This is a genomic window from Paenibacillus sanfengchensis, assembly GCF_036864765.1.
Lineage (GTDB): Bacteria > Bacillota > Bacilli > Paenibacillales > Paenibacillaceae > Fontibacillus > Fontibacillus sanfengchensis.
The window spans coordinates 14,892-32,383 of the sequence record NZ_JBAGJC010000015.1 but is presented as its reverse complement, the minus strand read 5'-3'; the positions used below and the strand labels follow the sequence as shown (position 1 = coordinate 32,383).

The window sequence follows — 17,492 nt, the reverse complement described above, 5'->3', positions numbered from 1 at the left end:
GGGAAATATTTTTATAGTTCGCATAGTTTAAGTTACAATGTTACATGCTGGCCTCTGGCACGGAGGAGACCCGTCGATTATAATAGGCATAAGCATCCCTGAAGTACAACAATGTAAGGAAAATGAGGTGCAATTGTGAACAGCTTACAAGTAGCTAAAGCGCTGAACAATAATGTCATTATTGCCCATCATCCCGAACATGACGAAGTGGTCGTGATCGGTAAAGGCATAGGCTTTAACCGGAAAGCAGGGGACGCGATTCCTCTGGAAGCGGTAGAGAAGCTGTTTATTTTGACCAGCCGATACGAACAGGAACAGTATAAACAGCTTGTTACCCACGTCGATGAGCAGTTGATCGAAATTATTGGCGAAATTATTACGTATATTTCCAAGAAGACACAGACGGAGCTTAACGAGCATATACATATCGCGCTTACCGATCACCTCGCTTTTGCCATTAAACGGGCGGAGCAAGATCTCGCGTTCCACAATCCTTTTCTGTACGAAACAAAAGAGATCTATCCGGTGGAATACGAGCTCGCGGAGTATGCGATTCGTTTGATTGATCAAAAGCTTGGCGTCGATTTGGGAGAAGATGAAATTGGATTCGTAGCGCTTCATATCAACAGCGCCATGACCAACCGCCATATCAGCGAAGTTCGCGGCCATACCCAGTTGATCGCCGATCTGGTCGAGGTGGTGGAAAGTGAATTAAAGTTTACGATTTTGCGCAATACTCTGGATTATTCCCGGTTGTTGACGCATTTGCGCTTCGCTATTGAACGGATTCGACGGGGGGAGCAGGTAGGCGAGGTGGAGAAACTCGACAGTTTGCTGAGACAGGAGTATCCGGTGCTTTACGGGGTGGCGGAGAAAATGACCCGGATCATGGAGCAAAGGCTGGAAAGACCGGTTTACGCGGCCGAAGTCAGCTACCTGACGATGCATTTGCACCGTGTGGCTCCTCCCCATATTAAATAAAGTGTTGCATGACCGGTAAGGGTCTGCTATAATTCATTGCGTTAAACAACATGCTTCATGACAACGTGTTACTGATTCGATCAGGCATGAGTTGATAAAAGTTTTTTTGATTGTATCGCCGGATTGCGGGGTATTATAACCGTAATTACGGTAATGCGATTGATGAACTTTCATTGGCTCATGCTTTTTTGTTGTCTGAACCTTTAAGAATGAGTGTGGGAGGTTACTTATGTTCAAGAAGTTTTTCGGCGTTTTACAGCGTGTCGGTAAGGCGCTCATGCTTCCTGTGGCGCTGCTTCCTGCCGCGGGACTGCTTCTTGGGATCGGCAATATGCTGGTAAGTCCGGAGTTTCTGGAACATGTTCCGGCCTTGGAAAATCCGACGGTACACGCTATTGCCACGGTCATGATGAACGCGGGCCAAATCGTCTTTACCAATCTCGCGCTCCTGTTTGCGGTCGGGGTAGCGGTCGGTTTGGCCGGCGGGGAAGGCGTTGCGGGCTTGGCCGCCATCATCGGTTACCTCGTCATGAACGTGACGATGGGAACTGTGATCGGCGTTGTGCCGTCCATGATCGGAACCAATCCGGCCTATGCGAATGTGCTGGGAATTCCGACGCTGGCCACGGGCGTGTTTGGCGGGATTATCGTCGGGATATTGGCGGCCAGCATGTACAACCGGTTCTTTAAGATCGAATTGCCTTCTTATTTAGGCTTTTTCGCCGGTAAGCGTTTTGTGCCGATTATGACGGCAGCGACATCCGTCTTGCTCGGGCTGCTGATGGTGGTCATTTGGCCGCCGGTCCAATCGGGCCTTAATGCGGTGTCCCATTTTATGCTTGAGCAAAACCAAACGCTGTCGGCTTTCATTTTCGGGATTGTGGAGCGGGCGCTAATTCCGTTCGGTCTGCACCATATCTTCTATTCGCCGTTCTGGTTTGAGTTCGGGGAATACATCAACAAGGCGGGGCAACTCGTACGCGGCGACCAGCAAATCTTTATGGCGCAGCTGCGCGACGGCGTTGACTTCACGGCAGGTACGTTCATGACCGGTAAGTTCCCATTCATGATGTTCGGTCTGCCTGCCGCGGCACTGGCCATTTACCATGAAGCCAGACCGGAGCACAAAAAATACGTGGCCGGGATCATGGGCTCGGCGGCCCTTACTTCGTTCCTGACGGGGATTACCGAGCCACTTGAATTCTCGTTCCTGTTTGTGGCTCCTGTTCTGTTTGCGGTACACTGCGTATTCGCGGGTTTGTCTTTTATGGTGATGCACATCCTCGGCGTAAAAATAGGGATGACGTTCTCCGGCGGTTTGATCGACTACTTGATCTTTGGAGTCATCCCGGGACGCACGCCATGGTGGTACGTGATTATCGTAGGTCTGATCCTCGCCGTGATCTATTACTTCGGTTTCCGCTTTGTTATCCGGAAGTTCAATTTGAGAACACCGGGCCGGGAAGATGCGGCCGCTGAGAATGAGGGCGACTCCGGTCAGAGCAAGGCGGTGAAGCAGGATGAGCTTCCGCATAACATTTTGGCGGCGCTCGGCGGCGGGACCAACATCGCTCATCTGGATGCCTGTATCACCCGCTTGCGGGTAGAGGTTAAGGATAAAGCCAATGTCGACAAGGATCGGCTGAAGAAGTTGGGCGCTTCGGGCGTGCTCGAGGTAGGCAACAACATTCAGGCGATATTCGGTACCCGATCCGATACCATTAAATCGCAGATTGCGGACATTATGAGCGGCCGGACGCCGGCGATTCCAACGAAGCCGGATGCCGCCGCGGAGGCCGCGCCAAAAGCGGCCGAAGTCGAGCAGCAAGCCGCCAAAGACGGCGATGCGATCATCAATGAGGATATCGTGATGCCGGTAAACGGGGAACTGCTGGATATAACCCAGGTGCCGGACCCCGTGTTCTCCGAAAAGATGACGGGCGACGGTTTCGCCGTGCTTCCGGCGGACGGCAACATCTGTTCACCGGTTTACGGTAAAGTGTTCAACGTATTCCCGAGCAAGCACGCCATCGGCATCATGTCCGACGGAGGCAAAGAAGTGCTCGTCCACATTGGAGTCAATACGGTGAAACTCAAGGGTCAGGGCTTTAAGGTACTGGTCAACGAGGGCGATCTGGTCGCGGCCGGACAGCCGATTATGGAAGTTGATATCGCTTATGTGAAAGAGCATGCGCCTTCCATCATTTCGCCGATTATTTTCTCGAATCTTCCCGAAGGAGCCGTAGTTACTTTGAAGAAAAGCGGTCCCCTGAAAAAAGGCGAAGGCGATATTATCACCATCCGCTAATATGACAAATCGGAAAGAAATTGGATTTGGTATTACCGATCCCTTACAATAAGGGTGAATTCATAATAAGAAAGCGAGTGTATTCAACATGGAAAAAAGATTCAGAATTACAGACGAAGACGGTATCCACGCACGTCCGGCGACGGCATTGGTCAACACGGCCAATAAATTCAAAGACGCTGAATCCTTTGCTGAAGCTAACGGGAAAAAAGTGACGCTGAAATCGATCTTGGGAGTTCTTTCCCTCGGTTTGGAAAAAGGCGATAACATCACTTTAATCGTGGAAGGCGACAGTGCCGCAGAAGCTCTTCAAGCGCTCACGGATGTGATGGTAAACGAAGGGTTAGGCGAAGTTGATGCTTAAGATTGACGGCATTGCCGCATCCGCTGGAATCGCGATCGCTTCGGCTTTCAGGCTGGAGCATCCCGATTATACGGTGAAGCGCAAAAACGCTGAGGATCCGGCCGCAGAGCTTGCCCGTTTGGAGCAGGCTCTGGCCATTTCTCAGCAGGAGCTCGAAGCGATTAAAGAGCGCACGCTGCAGGAGCTTGGCGCCAAAAAAGCGGAAATTTTCGAATCCCACCTGTTGATTTTGAATGACCCGGAGCTGCTTACACCGGTCCGCGATAAAATCGCCGAGGAGAAGGTTTCGGCGGAATACGCGCTGGACGAAACGGCCAAACAGTTCATCAGCATGTTTGAAAACATGAAGAGCGCCTATTTGCAGGAACGCGCCGCCGATATGCGCGACGTGACGAAACGCGTGCTTACTCATTTGCTGGGGCTGAAGTACGTCAATCCCGCCGAGATTAGCGAAGAAGTGATCGTCATCGCCGAGGATTTGACCCCGTCGGATACGGCCCAACTGAACCGGAAATATGTGAAAGGCTTTACGACGAACATCGGAGGCAGAACCTCCCACTCGGCCATTATGGCCCGGTCGCTGGAAATTCCGGCCGTTGTCGGAACGAAGGACGTTTTGTCCCGGGTTCAAGCCGGAGATACGGTGATTGTGGACGGACTGGGCGGGACGGTCATCGTAAATCCGACACCTGAGGTGCTGGAAGAGTACAAGGCCAAGCGCGACCAATATCTCCGGCAAATCGAGGAGTGGAAGAAGCTGCGCGAGGTTCCGACCGTGTCCAAGGACGGCGTCCATGTCGAATTGGCCGCCAATATCGGAACACCGAACGATGTCACCGGGGTTCTGGAGAACGGTGGCGAAGGTGTCGGATTGTACCGGACCGAGTTTTTGTACATGGGCCGAACCGAACTGCCGTCCGAGGACGTTCAGTTCAACGCCTACAAGACGGTGCTGGAGAAGATGGAAGGCAAACCGGTCGTCGTCCGCACTTTGGACATCGGCGGAGATAAGGAACTGCCTTATCTGGATCTTCCCAAGGAAATGAATCCGTTCCTCGGTTTCCGGGCGGTTCGCCTGTGCCTGGATCGCAAGGACATATTCCGCACCCAACTGCGGGCCCTGCTGCGCGCCAGCACATACGGCAACTTGCGGATCATGTTCCCGATGATCGCTACGCTGGACGAATTCCGTCAGGCAAAGGCGCTGCTTCTCGAAGAGAAGGAAAAGCTCGTGTCGGAAGGCGTTGCCGTATCCGACGAGATCCAGCTTGGAATCATGGTGGAAATTCCTTCGACGGCCGTCCTTGCGGACCAGTTCGCCAAAGAAGTGGATTTCTTCAGTATCGGAACCAACGATCTGATTCAGTACACGATGGCCGCCGACCGGATGAACGAGCGGGTATCCTACCTGTATCAGCCTTACAATCCGGCGATTCTCCGTCTGGTCAAAATGGTGATCGACGCGGCGCACAAAGAAGGGCGCTGGGCCGGGATGTGCGGCGAAATGGCCGGCGATTCCACGGCGATCCCGCTGCTGCTTGGGCTTGGGCTTGACGAATTCAGCATGAGCGCGACCTCGATTCTGCCGGCCCGCTCGCAAATTGCGAAGCTCTCCAAGGCGGAGATGAAATCTTTGGCCGAGCAGGCTTTGCAAATGCAAACCGCGGAGCAGGTCGTCGAGTTGGTACGCAGTATCGGCGAGTAATTGATTTTATTAGCATCTTTTCCAACATTATTGCGGGTTTCCTACTCAACCGGCGCCTGAGGGTGCCGGTTTTTTTTGCGCATCGGTTTATTTTTTCGCTTATTTGGGATAAAGTGAGGGTAAAACTTACTATGTAAGTTAAACCAAGGAACTAGCCACGGGCCAGTAAAGTGATAACAGGAGCTAATTTACTCATGACAAACAACTTAGCGAGGACGGGGATTATCGACATCGGTTCCAACTCCATCCGTCTGGCAATCTATGAAGCTACGCCGGAAGGGGCTTACCGGCTGGTGAATGAAAATAAGGAATCCGCCCGCCTTAGCGGAAAAATCAACCGTGAGGGAATTTTGGAAGAGCAAGCCATTCTCGGGATCGTTCCCGTGTTGACCCAGTTTCGTGAGATTTGCGAGGTTTACGGCTGCCGGACCGTTCGCGTAGCCGCGACGGCGGCGATCCGAAACGCTGCCAACAGTTTGCAAATTACGGAGCGCTTACAAGCGGAGACCGGACTTGAGGTCGAAATTTTAACCGGCGAACAGGAGGCTTACTTGGGGTTTATGGGCGTTGCCGCCGGGATGGAGACGAAGGACGGACTAATTATAGACATCGGCGGCGGAAGCACCGAAATTACCTTGTTTCGCGATCGCCAATTGCTGCACAGCGTATCCCTGCCTATCGGAGCGGTAAACGCCCAGTTGAGATTCGGAGGCCCGGATCCTTGGGGACAACCCGATACGGCCAGGCTGCAGCAGGAAGTCGAGCGGCTGCTGGCCGGGCATGACTGGCTCGTAGAGCATCCGGGACTTGCGCTGATCGGCCTTGGCGGCACGATCCGGACGCTTGGCAAGCTGGATCAGCGCAGGCGGAAGTATCCGCTCCGGCTGGCGCACCACTACCGGCTGGATGCCGAGAGCCTGGCGTATTATGCCGATCTGCTCCCCGCTATGCCGCTGGAGAAGCGCAAGGCGCTCGACGGGCTGCCCAAGTCGCGGGCCGATATTATCGTGCCCGGCCTGATCCTGCTGCAGGCCGTCTTCCGCCATACCGGAGCCGCCTGCTGCATCGTCAGCGGGACGGGGCTTCGCGAGGGCCTGCTGATGGATACGCTCGGCATCGGCGTGCCCGAGCCGGCGGAGGTACTGGCCCGGCAGGCGTCCGGCCTGCTTGCTTTCCATGCCGGGGCGCCGCTTGGCCATTTCCGGCAGGTCAGCCGGTTTGCGGAGCGGCTGAGCGCCGTCATGGAAGCGGGAGAACCCGCGCCGGAAAAGGCGATGGAGACGCGTCGCCTGCTGTTCGCGGCCTCGATGCTCTATAAAATCGGCGGAGCGATCCGCTATCACCAGTACGACAAACATACGTCGTACTGGCTGCTCCACGCGCCGCCGGGCGCCCTGACCCATCGCGAGGCGGTGCTGTGCGGGGCGATCGTCGACTGCGCGGCCGGAGGCGGCAAGAAAGCGATCGATAGAGAGCTCCAGCGCCTTCTGGAGGAGGGGGACCTTGAACGGATCCGCGAGCTCGGCTCGCTGCTGGAGATTGCGATTGCGCTGGACGCCAGCGAAACGCAGAATGTAGACCTAAAGGAAGCCCGGCTGCAGGACGGAGCATTATTACTCCGCTTAAACTGCCGCAGCCGGGCTTACCTGGAAACGAGCCGGCTCGAAGGAGCGGCCAAAAACTTTAAAAAGGCCTGGAAGTTCAGGTTGGAGTGGGAGTTGAGTCCTGCTTCCACTTGCTGATGTCCAGCGCGTCGAACTGGCTCCGGCAAGGCGGATGCGGGTTGACGGCGGGCACATACTTGCCGTTCTGAACGAGCTTCTTCGCCTTGACGTTGTCGGCCAGAGAAAGCATCAGCACTTGCATGAGCGTTTCGCGGGTATCTTCATTTAAAACCGGGCACATCAGCTCCAGTCTTCGCGTCAGATTACGGGTCATCCAATCCGCACTCGACAACCAGACTTCCGGCTGGCCGCCGTTTTCGAAGTAATAGATCCGCGAATGCTCGAGAAACCGGTCCACAATGCTGACGACCCGGATTCGTTCGCTTAAGTCTTCGATCCCCGGGCGGAGGCAGCAGACGCCGCGGACGATCAAGTCGGTATTTACGCCGGACCGGGAGGCCTCATACAATTCGTCGATGATTTCCTGATTCGATAAGGAATTCATTTTCGCGATAATTCTGGCCGGCCTCCCGGCGGCCGCATGTTCCGCCTCGCGGCGGATCAGCGAAAACAAGCGGTCCTTCATCCCCGTCGGCGCCAGCGTAAACGCCTTCCACTGATCGGCCTCCGAGTAGCCGGTAATCAGATTGAACAGCTGCGAGGCATCCTCGCCGATGGCGGAATCGGCCGTAAACAATCCGATATCCGTATACAGTTTGGCGGTGATATCGTTATAGTTGCCGGTCCCTACATGTACATACCTCTTCAGGTCCCGTCCTTCCTGGCGGACGACGAGCAGGATTTTGGCATGGGTTTTCAGGCCCACAAGGCCGTAGACAACGTGGCAGCCCGCTTTCTCCAGCGTCCGGGCCCAGGCGATATTCCGCTCCTCGTCGAATCGCGCTTTCAGTTCCACGACGACGGTGACCTGTTTCCCGGCCTCGGCCGCGCGGGCCAGCGCCTGAATGAGCGGAGAATTGCCGCTGACGCGGTACAGCGTCATTTTGATCGCCATGACCGCGGGATCTTCCGAAGCCTGGGTGATAAAGTCGGTGACGGCTGCAAAGCTTTCGTACGGATGGTACACCAGGACATCGCGTTGTTTTAATACCTCGAAATAATCCTCACTGATCTCGAACTCCCGGGGGTACACCGGCTCGATCTGCGGATAACGGAGCTTCGGATTTCCTTTGACCGCGGCCGGGAGCTTGCCGAGAAAGCCGAGATCCAGCGGCCCGTCGATTTGAAAAATCGCCTCGCTGATTTCAAATTCCTCCCGCAGCACTTCCAGCGCGTAAGGATGAATCCCCTTCTGGATCTCGAGCCGGACGGGCGCTCCCCAACGGCGTTTGCGGAGCTCTTTTTCGATTTCCTCGAGCAGATCTTCAGCCCCTTCCTCGTCCAAGGCCAAGTCGGCGTTCCGGGTCACCCGGAACTGATGAACGGCCAGCGGGGTATATCCGCTGAACAGCGTGTGAATATGATGCTGAATGACCTCTTCGATGAGGATAAAGGATTGCTTTTTGCTGTTGGAATGATGCGGCAGGGGAATAATCCGCGACAGATTGGACGGGATTTGCACGATCGCAAAATAAGGCTCCCGTTCTTCCTCGTCCTCCAGGCCCCGCGCAGCCAGGGGGTCCCTCGCCAAAACGACCGCCAAATAAACGAATCCGGTATGGACGAGCGGGAACGGACGGCTCTGATCCACGGCCATGGGCGTCAACACGGGAAATATAATGTCGTGGTAGTACGTCTCCATCGACTTCCGTTGGGTGGAGTTCAACTCATCGTATTTAAGAAACAAAATATGCGCCTTGGCGAGTTGACGGGTCAAGTCCCGGAAAGTCCGGTATTGATCCCCCACCATTGCCGAAATTCGGGTGATCAGCCGCTTGTACAACCCCGCGGGCGTATAGCCCGTGAAATCGGTTTTGGTGTAGCCTGCCCGGATTTGGTCCTGAATCCCCGCTACACGGACGCTCATAAACTCGTCGAGATTGCTGGATACGATCGCGAGAAATTTGGCTCTTTCCAGCAAAGGCGTGGCCGGATCCTTCGCCTCCATCAGCACGCGGCGGTTGAATTCGACCCAGCTCAAATCCCGGTTCAAATATCGGGACCCTTTATTTTTATGTTCAGCAAGTGCCATTCTGCATGACCTCCATTTGCCCTAAAAACTCTCAGTTTGGAAACAAGCTAATATTATTTTACTATGCCGATAGGAAGCGAAATGCATGATTGTGTAAACGCAGTGTAAAAATTATAACTCTATGTAAAAATGTACGGATTTTTTGAGCCACCGCCTGTTAAATTCAGCAGAGATATGGGTAATAGATATTTATAGCATTTATTGGCGTTTCGCCACTGTAGCTTTTCTAAGGAGGATGATGCATATATGGCAACGAATCATCAGACACATCGGTTAGATGCTGAGCGAAGAGAGACGTTTACCCGGGCATCCCTACGTCAGTTAAGGGACAGCGGCCGAATTCCCGCGGTTATCTATGGGGCGAGCACGGAGCCGCTGCCGCTTCATGTGGATTTCAAAGAGCTGGCCAAAATTTCCCGGACCGGAAGGGCGGAGGTTTTCGAACTTAAGCTGGATAGCGGGGAAACCTACCCGGTTCTCATCAAGGAGATTCAGCAACGTGCCGGTAAAGTAGTGCATGTGGATTTTCAGCAAGTTTCCAAAAACAAACCGATTCGCGTCAAGGTTCCGTTGACTTTAAGCGGAACGGCCCAGGGGACGAAGGTTGGCGGCGTACTGCAAGTGCAGTCGACGGAGCTGGAAGTGGAAGGGTTGCCGGATGATCTGCCGGCCGAAATCGAGGTGGACATCTCCCATTTGGGAACCGGCGACAAGCTGACGGCCGCGGACGTGACCTTGCCGGCAGGAATAACGCTGGTCGGGGCGGAAGAGGAACTGCTGGCTTCGGTTGTGCTGCCGCGGGTGGCGGAAGCGGATCTCGCCACGGATGAAGCCGAAGAAACTGAGCCGGTGGCCGAAACATAGAAGATTAACAACCTGTTTGATAGAACGGCGTGGGCTGTGCAGCAGCTGCGCCGTTTTTCGTTGGTCTCTTGTGCCGCCGAACTTTTTTAACGGACACAGTAGCGCCTATTTTGGCAAAAAATAGCCTATCCAATTTCTAACGGAAGCAGTAGCGCCTATGTTCCTCAATCACCTTCAAACAGAGCGATTTGCAACGAATAGGGACTATGATTTCCGTTAACCTCTGAAATCGGCCTTTAGGCGCAAATAGGCGCTAATATTTCCATTAGGCCGGTAAGTTCTCTTCCCATGTGGCGAAGCATCCGTCTGCCGGCGGGGAGTTCCTTCTCTTCTTCTTCCAGCTTGACGAATCTGTCATTTGTAACTAGAATGGTTGCATGATCTAGGAGTCATACTATTTTATAAGAAGAAAGAAGGGGTTTGGGTGCCACCGAAAAAGACAGGAAACGCCATGACGCAGCGAAAAGAGGAGGCGGAGAGGCAGGCGCAGCAGCAGCGGAAGAGGCGGGTGATTTGGTTCTCGACCGTCGGCGTTCTGCTCGTATTGATCATCGTTGTGCTGTCCTTGGATCCGAAGCCGAAGGCCGCTTCGTTCGATTACGAAAATCTGCCTGTGCTCGGCCGGAGCGATGCGCCGGTGAAAGTTGTGGAGTTCGGGGATTTCAAATGTCCGTCCTGCAAAATAGCCATTGAGACGATCAAGCCGCAACTGGTCAGCGATTATATAGATCAAGGGAAGGTCGCTTTTTATTTTATGAACCTGCCTTTCATCGGTAAAGATTCGACAACGGCGGCCCTCGCCGTTCAATCCGTTTACCACCAAAATAAGGAAGCTTACTGGCCGTATTTCGACGCCATTTTCAGCAGGCAGGGGGAGGAAACCGCAGAGTGGGCTACGGTCGACTTTCTCGTCGGATTGGCGGAGGAACTTAAGCTGGAAGTGAATTATGAGCAGCTCCGCAATGATATCGAAAGCAAAACCTACCAAAATGAAGTGGACGAGCAGTACGCCAAAGGAGATTCCTTGGGCGTCGACAGCACCCCGACCTTCTTTATTAACGGCCGGGAGTTTACCGGCAATATCGCCAACTATGACGAGTTCAAACAAGCCATCGATGAAGCGATGAGCAAGTAGTGGGAGGAATCGGCGGATGCGCTCTTTTTTTAGGAATTACGGCATTTATCTCGCTTGGCTGGTCTCGCTGGTGGCTACCGCGGGCAGCTTGTATCTAAGCGAAGTGCTGCATTATGAACCGTGCCGGTTATGCTGGTTTCAGCGGATCTTTATGTACCCTCAGGTGATCATCCTGGGAATTGCCGCTTACCGCAATGACCGTTCGGCCGTCATCTATGCCATTCCTCTCAGTGCCATCGGCGGTTCCATTTCGCTCTATCATTACGCCGAGCAGAAGATTCCGGCTCTATCCAAACTGCTCCCCTGCAAAGTGGGCATTCCCTGCAATTTCGATTATTTGAATTGGTGGGGGTTCGTCACGATCCCGTTTATGGCGTTAATCGCCTTTATCTTGATCATTTTATGTCTCTCCGCCGCCCGTAAAGGGGCTGCGGATCAGCCGGAAGCTTAGCAAGAACGTACCAAGAAGCGGGGCCCCTTGTCTGTAATGGACAAAGGGCCCCGCTTTGACGTTGCCGGGCGTCATTACGCGTTCAATTCGTTCAGGGAAGGGGACGGAGGGTGTACTGTATATCCGCCTGCTTTTGAAGGAACGCGTAAGCTCATTAAAACTCCGTCCACCTTTCGAGCGAATCCAACTTTTGCTTGAACAGAGCGGCTTGTTTCTTGATCTCTTGTTCGTTTTGAGACGCGAGGACGCGTTCGAACTCGAGAATGAGATCGGCGATATATTCCCGTCTTTCATGAAGGGCTTCTTCATAAAGCCGTTCCCCTCTCGCCAGCAGCAAACGGTTCTCACTGCGGTCGCGGGGATGAATTTTCAAATGCTTCAATTCCTCAAGCCGGGCCTGGATTTGTTCCGGGGAATATTGGCCGGGATTCTTCTCGATAATCATCGTTTTCTTCTCGCCGGTTTTGACCGTGGTGACCTCGACCTCCAGCACGCCATTAATATCGTAGGTATAACGAAGATCGATGCTTTGTTCGCCGGCGGGGGCTATCGGAATTTGAATGGTCAAATCGCCCAAATGCACATTGTTCTCGACCCGCCGGCTTTCCCCTTGATAAATGCCGAGGGTAATCGCGGACTGGTTATCATGAACGGTACAAAGCCGATCCACTTTGCTGACCGGAATCGGGGTGTTCCGTTCAATAATCGGAAGGAAATAGCCGTCCTCGATTCGGCCGCCTTCAAACCGCTTGATGATATCCGTCCCCAGCGTGAACGGGCAGACATCGGTCAAAATCATCTCCTGCAGGCTGGCGTCGCGGTCTTTCAGCGCGACCTGGATCGCTGCGCCCAAGGCGACGGCTTCGTCGGGATTGATATTGGAGTAAGGCAGGCGGCCGAACATTTTGCTGACCACCGATTTAATGATCGGCATGCGGGTGGCTCCTCCGATTAGGATGACCGCGTCCAGATCTTTCGGCGCCAACGAAGCGTCGCGCAAGGCGCGTTCAATCGGGTTGCGCAGACGAAGCAACAACTGGCCCGCCAGCTGTTCGTACTGGTTCCGGTCGATGGTCAACTGGTAGGTCCGATCCCCTTCGCTAAAGGCCATCTCGCCGGTATTGCCGTTGCCCAGCGCGATTTTGCACGTTTCCGCCTGTTTAAACAGAGCCGACCGGGCCTTGCCGGACAAATTCACAAAGTCGATGCCCTGGTTCTCCACAAAGTAAGACAGCAGAATGTCGGTAAAATCCTCTCCGCCCAAATAGTTGTCCCCGGCGATGGATTGGACTTGCATGACGCCTTCAAACAGTTCGAGAATCGATACGTCGAAGGTGCCTCCGCCCAGGTCAAACACGAGGAACCGGGTGTCCGCCTCCTGCTGATGAAGTCCGTAGGAAACCGCGGCGGCGGTAGGTTCGCTGATCAGACGCTCCACGTGCAGCCCGGCCAGCGCCGCGGCCCGAAGCGTCGCTTTGCGCTGGGTATCGTTGAAATAGGCCGGAACGCTGATGACGGCCTCTTCGATTTCCTCATTTAAGTAGGCTTCGGCGTCCGCCTTTAAAGACCGGAGAATAAAAGAAGACAGGTCCTCCGGGGAAAAAGAATATTTGCCGATCTGGTACTGCTTGTCCGTCCCCATGTAGCGTTTGAAGGTGGAGGCGGTCAAATGCGGATGCGTGATGCTTCTCTCCTTGGCGATTTGTCCTACCAGGATTTCATCGTTGTCGTCCAGGCTGACGACGGATGGCGTGAGATGGGAACCCAGCGAATTGGGGATGATTACCGGACCGTTTTCGGTCCAATGGGCCACCAAACTGTTGGAGGTTCCGAGGTCGATTCCGATTTTTGCCATAATGTACCTCGCTTCAGTGATAAGTATTCATTATAATTATCGGTTTGAAAGTAAGAAATTGTAATGCTGTACTGTCTTCAGGGTTCCTCCGCGTTGTTCTCCGCAAAAAAGCGTCCGCTTTTCAAATCGTGGACAAACTGCTGCAGCCACTCGTAGTACCCCAAGGCGTGACGGAGCTTGTGCAGGTCTTTCAAACAGTTCGTACGCTCTTCCTCCGGCGTCTCGAGATCCAGGATTATCTCCGTAAGCTCGGGCAGTACTTCTTGAATGGCTTCGGACATCACGTCGATTTCGCGCTGCAGCTTGGCGGTGAAGAAGTTCTGAAACGCCCGGTAGAAATCCGTCTCCGCGACATACAGGTCTTTGCGGTCTTCTTTTTCCGCCAGCTTGGTCACCATTTGGGAGGCCATGAGGGAGCGGACCGCATAGCTCATATTGCTCTTGCTCATATTCATCCGTGTTTTCATTTCTTCCAGAGTCATCGGCTTGTCCTCAAAATACATGATTCCATACAGCTCGCCGAAGGAATGGGTGGCGCCGTATAAATCCATCGTATTCGCGATTGCCTTGATCACTTTGCGGCGAAGCCGGGCCGCCGGCCCGACTTCGTCCGGTGTAAGCTGATTCATAGATTCACCTGCCGATAGCATCGATTTGGTCCCGACTTCCATTATAAGTTTCATAGTGGAAATGGGGGAGAAAAACAAGTTTTTTTACAGGATTCGAAACGGAATTTTACATCAAGAAAACCATGCGTACACGCTTCGATTGTACAATATTTTTTGAACACTAGGAAAGTTATTGCAAGGAATCTGATTAAATGGCATGTTTCTTGCCAAATGTTAAATGAAAATTGAACGATAGGAGGAACGATTTGAAACCTTCAAAATGGGCCCCGGAACTTAAGGCGCTGTCATACACGCTGCCGGCGATGATCCCGCTTGCAATGTTTTGGCTGTTCCCGCTGGGGTATGCTTTTTATTTGAGCTTAACGGATTGGGATTTTATGAGTCCGGACAAAAAGTTTGTCGGGTGGGACAACTTCGTCCAACTTTTCGGTAATCCGGAGTTTTACAAATCGTTAAAGGTCACTTTCCTGTTTATGGCCGGAAGCGTGATTCCGACACTGGTCGGCGGCCTGGCCCTTGCGGTGCTTTTCAACGTCAAGCTGCGATTTTCCGGATTATACCGAGCGCTTATTTTTTCGCCATGGGTAACGCCTACGGTGGCCGTCTCGATCGTGTGGTCCTGGATCTTTGAGCCGGAGGTGGGATTGGCCAACTATGCGCTCCGCCTTTTTGGAGCCGAAGGGGTCGGGTGGTTGAGCGATCCCAACTGGGCGCTTGCCGGGATCCTGATCGTTACGGTTTGGAAGTCGGTAGGCTGGGCGATGATTTTTTATCTGGTGGCGCTGCGCAATGTACCGCGGGATTTGCTGGAAGCCGCGGAGATGGACGGGGCCGGAAGTTTCCGCCGGTTTACCCGGATCACGGTACCGCTGATCTCGCCAACCACTTTTTTTCTGGCCATCATTTTAATGATCTCGTCGGTCCAAGCTTATGACCAAATTAATATTATGACGCAGGGAGGGCCTTCCGGGACGACGCGAACTTTGCTGTATCTGTATTACCAGTCCGCGTTCGAGGCGTTCCATATTGGCGAAGCTTCCTCGGTGGCGGTCGTACTTGTGATCGGCTGCGCCCTCTTGTCGCTCGCTTCTTTCGCGGTAAGCCGGCGGAGCGTGCATTATGAATAAACCCGGGATGAAAGAGGAGTGCGATTCATGACGGAGAGAAACGGACTGCCGCGCATTATGAGGCATTTGGCGCTCGCTCTGATCGCCGCCTTGATGGCCTTTCCTTTTTATTGGATGGTTACGAGCGGTTTGAAGACAAACGATGAGATATGGCGGTTCCCGCCGACCTTTTGGCCTGAAGCTCCCGATTGGGGCAACTTTCCGGAGGCTTGGAAAGCGGCTCCCTTCTGGAGATATATGATCAACAGCATCGGTGTTGCTTGTGCCATCGCGGCGATTCAAGTGATCAACTCGGCTATGATGGCCTATGCGTTAACGCATATGAAATTCCGTCTTAAAAGCCTGCTGACGGCGGTAATTCTGCTTGGCTACATGGTGCCTAACACCGCTGTCTATTTGCCGGGGTATGTCGTGCTGTCCAGGCTTGGACTGCTGGATACTTACACAGGGCTGATATTATCGAATTGCGTCAGCGTCTTTTCGATTTTCTTAATCAGACAGGCGTTCCTTCAGGTGTCCCACGAGCTGGTGGAGGCCGGGCAGATCGATGGCGCGCCGCACCGGACGATCCTTTGGTCCATCCTGGTTCCGCTGACGCGGTCGTCTTTTGCCGTACTGGTTCTGATTACGTTCATCGAGCAGTACAACAACTATTTCTGGCCCATGCTGATCACGAAAAACCCGGATCTTCAACTAGTGTCCGCGGGGCTGCGCAGCTTTTTTGTGGAAGGGGGTGCGTACGGTCTGAAGTGGCCGCTCATTATGGCCGCCGGCTCATTTACCATTTTGCCGCTGCTGCTGCTGTTTCTACTGACTCAAAAAACGATTATGCAAAGCGTGAATTTATCTGCGGGTGTCAATAAAGGGTAGGTTAAAGGGCAAGTCCATATTTTGCGGAGCGGGGGAAAGAAGCATGAATTTGAAAAAAGGGCTGTTGTTCGCTTGGATCTGCGGTTTAGTACTGTTGTCGGCCTGCGGTACCGGGGCCAAAAACGCGGGGGAGACGTCGGCCACGGCCGGCAAGGCCGCGGCGGAAACGGGCGGCGGAGCGCCCGTGGAAATCGAGTTCTGGTATGGGCTCGGCGGAAACCTCGGGGACCACATGAAAAAGCTGATCGACGATTTTAACGCCTCCCAGAAGGAGGTCGTTGTGAAGGGGATCGTCCAGGCCGACTATTCGGAGACGGAACGGAAGCTGCAGGCCGCCATTGCCGCGGGAAATGTCCCGGCAGCGGTACTGGCCTCCAATGTGGATTGGGCCAGGAAAGGCTATTTTGCCCCGATGGACGAGATGATTGCACAGGCCGCGGATTTTAACAAAGAGGATTTTGTCCAGACGTTCCTATCTCAGGGGCAGGTTGACGGAAAACAGTATTTTCTTCCGATGTACGGAACGACACAGGTGATGTATTACCGTAAGGACAAGTTTGAGAAGGCGGGGGTTAAGCCGGAGGATATCAAAACCTGGGAGGACCTGGCGGAGGCCGCAAAAGCGATGACGGAAAAATCCGGCGGCAAAACGACCGTCTACGGCTGGGAACCGATGTGGGGAGAAGGGAATATGATCGATGCCGTTCTCAGTAAAGGCGGCCGCATTCTCAGCGAGGACGGCAAAACGGTGCTGATCGATTCGCCGGAATGGGTGGAAACCTGGGCTTTGTTCGGGAAATGGATCCACGAGGACGGGATCATGCGGATTCACTCCGGCGGCCAGGGCTGGGAGTACTGGTACAAGACGATCGACGATGTCATGAAAGGCCAGGCTGCCGGATATACCGGCTCCAGCGGGGACCAGGGCGATCTCGACTTTACGCAGATCGGTGCCATGGAGCAGCCCGGCTGGGCAGGCGTCGGGGAGGGCAAGCCCGTAGCCAGCGCGATTATGGCCGGTATCCCGGCCAAAGCCAGTCCGGAGCAGCAGCAGGCGGCATTCCAATGGCTGACCTATTTCAACAATGCGAAAAACACCGCATACTGGTCGATGAATACCGGGTATATCGCGGTTCGTCAATCCGCACTGGAAGATCCCGATTTTGTCGCGTACAGCGAGCAGAATCCGCACAGCAAGGTGCCATTAATGCAGGCGGCGCACGGTTCCGCTCCGTTCCAGGATCCGACGGGCGGCAAGATCAACGATGCCTTGAAGATCGCAGCCGACAAAGTACAAATCGAGAACATTCCGGCCGAACAGGCGCTCAAGGAAGCGAAGGAAGCGGCGCAAAAGGCGCTCGACAGCGTGAAGTAGAGGCGGACGGGA

14 protein-coding genes are annotated in these 17,492 nt (G+C 53.9%); 11 read left to right on the top strand and 3 right to left on the bottom strand.

The features are described from left to right. The first annotated feature begins 135 nt into the window (after nucleotides 1–135). The 5 genes from glcT to V4U84_RS22440 all read left to right on the top strand — a co-directional run bounded on the left by glcT (nucleotide 136) and on the right by V4U84_RS22440 (nucleotide 7,100). Nucleotides 136–981, top strand: coding sequence for a glucose PTS transporter transcription antiterminator GlcT (gene glcT, locus V4U84_RS22460; RefSeq protein WP_334075612.1), 846 nt, complete (start codon nucleotides 136–138; stop codon nucleotides 979–981). Between the two features lie 229 nt (nucleotides 982–1,210). After that, the gene (gene ptsG / locus V4U84_RS22455; RefSeq protein ID WP_334075611.1) at nucleotides 1,211–3,289 is read left to right on the top strand and encodes a glucose-specific PTS transporter subunit IIBC; all 2,079 of its coding nucleotides are present in this window, start codon (nucleotides 1,211–1,213) and stop codon (nucleotides 3,287–3,289) included. An 88-nt stretch (nucleotides 3,290–3,377) separates the two neighbouring features. Beyond that, nucleotides 3,378–3,653, top strand: a complete 276-nt coding sequence (locus V4U84_RS22450) for an HPr family phosphocarrier protein (protein WP_334075610.1) — start codon at nucleotides 3,378–3,380, stop codon at nucleotides 3,651–3,653. Continuing rightward, nucleotides 3,646–5,358: a phosphoenolpyruvate--protein phosphotransferase gene (ptsP, locus tag V4U84_RS22445; protein ID WP_334075675.1), complete on the top strand. Its 1,713-nt coding sequence runs from the start codon at nucleotides 3,646–3,648 to the stop codon at nucleotides 5,356–5,358. The genes V4U84_RS22450 and ptsP overlap by 8 nt, the downstream gene beginning before the upstream one ends. A 194-nt stretch (nucleotides 5,359–5,552) precedes the next feature. Further along, a complete protein-coding gene (locus V4U84_RS22440; protein WP_334075609.1) occupies nucleotides 5,553–7,100 on the top strand; it encodes a Ppx/GppA phosphatase family protein in 1,548 nt (515 codons plus the stop codon). Here the strand turns inward: V4U84_RS22440 and ppk1 are convergent. Beyond that, nucleotides 7,060–9,174 carry a polyphosphate kinase 1 gene (ppk1, locus tag V4U84_RS22435; RefSeq protein WP_334075608.1) on the bottom strand — a complete coding sequence of 705 codons (2,115 nt, stop codon included), beginning with the start codon at nucleotides 9,172–9,174 and terminating at the stop codon, nucleotides 7,060–7,062. The two genes, V4U84_RS22440 and ppk1, sit on opposite strands and share 41 nt — an antisense overlap. Before the next feature lie 246 nt (nucleotides 9,175–9,420). Between ppk1 and V4U84_RS22430 the strand changes: the two genes are divergently transcribed. The 3 genes from V4U84_RS22430 to V4U84_RS22420 all read left to right on the top strand — a co-directional run bounded on the left by V4U84_RS22430 (nucleotide 9,421) and on the right by V4U84_RS22420 (nucleotide 11,624). Beyond that, nucleotides 9,421–10,038 carry a 50S ribosomal protein L25 gene (locus V4U84_RS22430; RefSeq protein ID WP_334078003.1) on the top strand — a complete coding sequence of 206 codons (618 nt, stop codon included), beginning with the start codon at nucleotides 9,421–9,423 and terminating at the stop codon, nucleotides 10,036–10,038. 424 nt (nucleotides 10,039–10,462) lie between these two features. Continuing rightward, the gene (locus V4U84_RS22425) at nucleotides 10,463–11,173 is read left to right on the top strand and encodes a DsbA family protein (RefSeq protein ID WP_334075606.1); all 711 of its coding nucleotides are present in this window, start codon (nucleotides 10,463–10,465) and stop codon (nucleotides 11,171–11,173) included. A 16-nt stretch (nucleotides 11,174–11,189) separates the two neighbouring features. Further along, entirely contained in the window at nucleotides 11,190–11,624 is a 435-nt protein-coding gene (locus V4U84_RS22420) for a disulfide oxidoreductase (RefSeq protein WP_334075605.1), read from the top strand. Nucleotides 11,625–11,778: 154 nt separating this feature from the next. Here V4U84_RS22420 and V4U84_RS22415 read toward each other — a convergent pair whose 3' ends face one another. After that, nucleotides 11,779–13,479, bottom strand: a complete 1,701-nt coding sequence (locus V4U84_RS22415) for a molecular chaperone HscC (protein WP_334075604.1) — start codon at nucleotides 13,477–13,479, stop codon at nucleotides 11,779–11,781. Nucleotides 13,480–13,556: 77 nt separating this feature from the next. After that, nucleotides 13,557–14,108 carry a GbsR/MarR family transcriptional regulator gene (locus tag V4U84_RS22410; RefSeq protein ID WP_334075674.1) on the bottom strand — a complete coding sequence of 184 codons (552 nt, stop codon included), beginning with the start codon at nucleotides 14,106–14,108 and terminating at the stop codon, nucleotides 13,557–13,559. A 302-nt stretch (nucleotides 14,109–14,410) separates the two neighbouring features. On the opposite strand from V4U84_RS22410, the gene V4U84_RS22405 reads away from it, so the two are divergent. From V4U84_RS22405 to V4U84_RS22395, 3 genes are read left to right on the top strand one after another with little or no spacing between them, the layout of a single operon-like run. Continuing rightward, nucleotides 14,411–15,235 (top strand): carbohydrate ABC transporter permease, encoded by an 825-nt coding sequence (locus tag V4U84_RS22405; RefSeq protein WP_334075673.1) that lies wholly within the window; start codon nucleotides 14,411–14,413, stop codon nucleotides 15,233–15,235. Between the two features lie 27 nt (nucleotides 15,236–15,262). Then, entirely contained in the window at nucleotides 15,263–16,105 is an 843-nt protein-coding gene (locus tag V4U84_RS22400) for a carbohydrate ABC transporter permease (RefSeq protein WP_334075603.1), read from the top strand. Nucleotides 16,106–16,148: 43 nt separating this feature from the next. Continuing rightward, entirely contained in the window at nucleotides 16,149–17,480 is a 1,332-nt protein-coding gene (locus V4U84_RS22395; protein WP_334075602.1) for an ABC transporter substrate-binding protein, read from the top strand. Nucleotides 17,481–17,492 lie beyond the last annotated feature (12 nt).

What these genes read in the sequence shown, in the direction of transcription:
- ptsG (WP_334075611.1), top strand. Translation starts at nt 1,211, where the DNA reads ATGTTCAAGAAGTTTTTCGGCGTTTTACAGCGTGTCGGTAAGGCGCTC.
- V4U84_RS22450 (WP_334075610.1), top strand. Translation starts at nt 3,378, where the DNA reads ATGGAAAAAAGATTCAGAATTACAGACGAAGACGGTATCCACGCACGT.
- ptsP (WP_334075675.1), top strand. Translation starts at nt 3,646, where the DNA reads ATGCTTAAGATTGACGGCATTGCCGCATCCGCTGGAATCGCGATCGCT.
- V4U84_RS22440 (WP_334075609.1), top strand. Translation starts at nt 5,553, where the DNA reads ATGACAAACAACTTAGCGAGGACGGGGATTATCGACATCGGTTCCAAC.
- ppk1 (WP_334075608.1), bottom strand. Translation starts at nt 9,174, where the DNA reads ATGGCACTTGCTGAACATAAAAATAAAGGGTCCCGATATTTGAACCGG.
- V4U84_RS22430 (WP_334078003.1), top strand. Translation starts at nt 9,421, where the DNA reads ATGGCAACGAATCATCAGACACATCGGTTAGATGCTGAGCGAAGAGAG.
- V4U84_RS22420 (WP_334075605.1), top strand. Translation starts at nt 11,190, where the DNA reads ATGCGCTCTTTTTTTAGGAATTACGGCATTTATCTCGCTTGGCTGGTC.
- V4U84_RS22415 (WP_334075604.1), bottom strand. Translation starts at nt 13,479, where the DNA reads ATGGCAAAAATCGGAATCGACCTCGGAACCTCCAACAGTTTGGTGGCC.
- V4U84_RS22410 (WP_334075674.1), bottom strand. Translation starts at nt 14,108, where the DNA reads ATGAATCAGCTTACACCGGACGAAGTCGGGCCGGCGGCCCGGCTTCGC.
- V4U84_RS22405 (WP_334075673.1), top strand. Translation starts at nt 14,411, where the DNA reads ATGATCCCGCTTGCAATGTTTTGGCTGTTCCCGCTGGGGTATGCTTTT.
- V4U84_RS22400 (WP_334075603.1), top strand. Translation starts at nt 15,263, where the DNA reads ATGACGGAGAGAAACGGACTGCCGCGCATTATGAGGCATTTGGCGCTC.
- V4U84_RS22395 (WP_334075602.1), top strand. Translation starts at nt 16,149, where the DNA reads ATGAATTTGAAAAAAGGGCTGTTGTTCGCTTGGATCTGCGGTTTAGTA.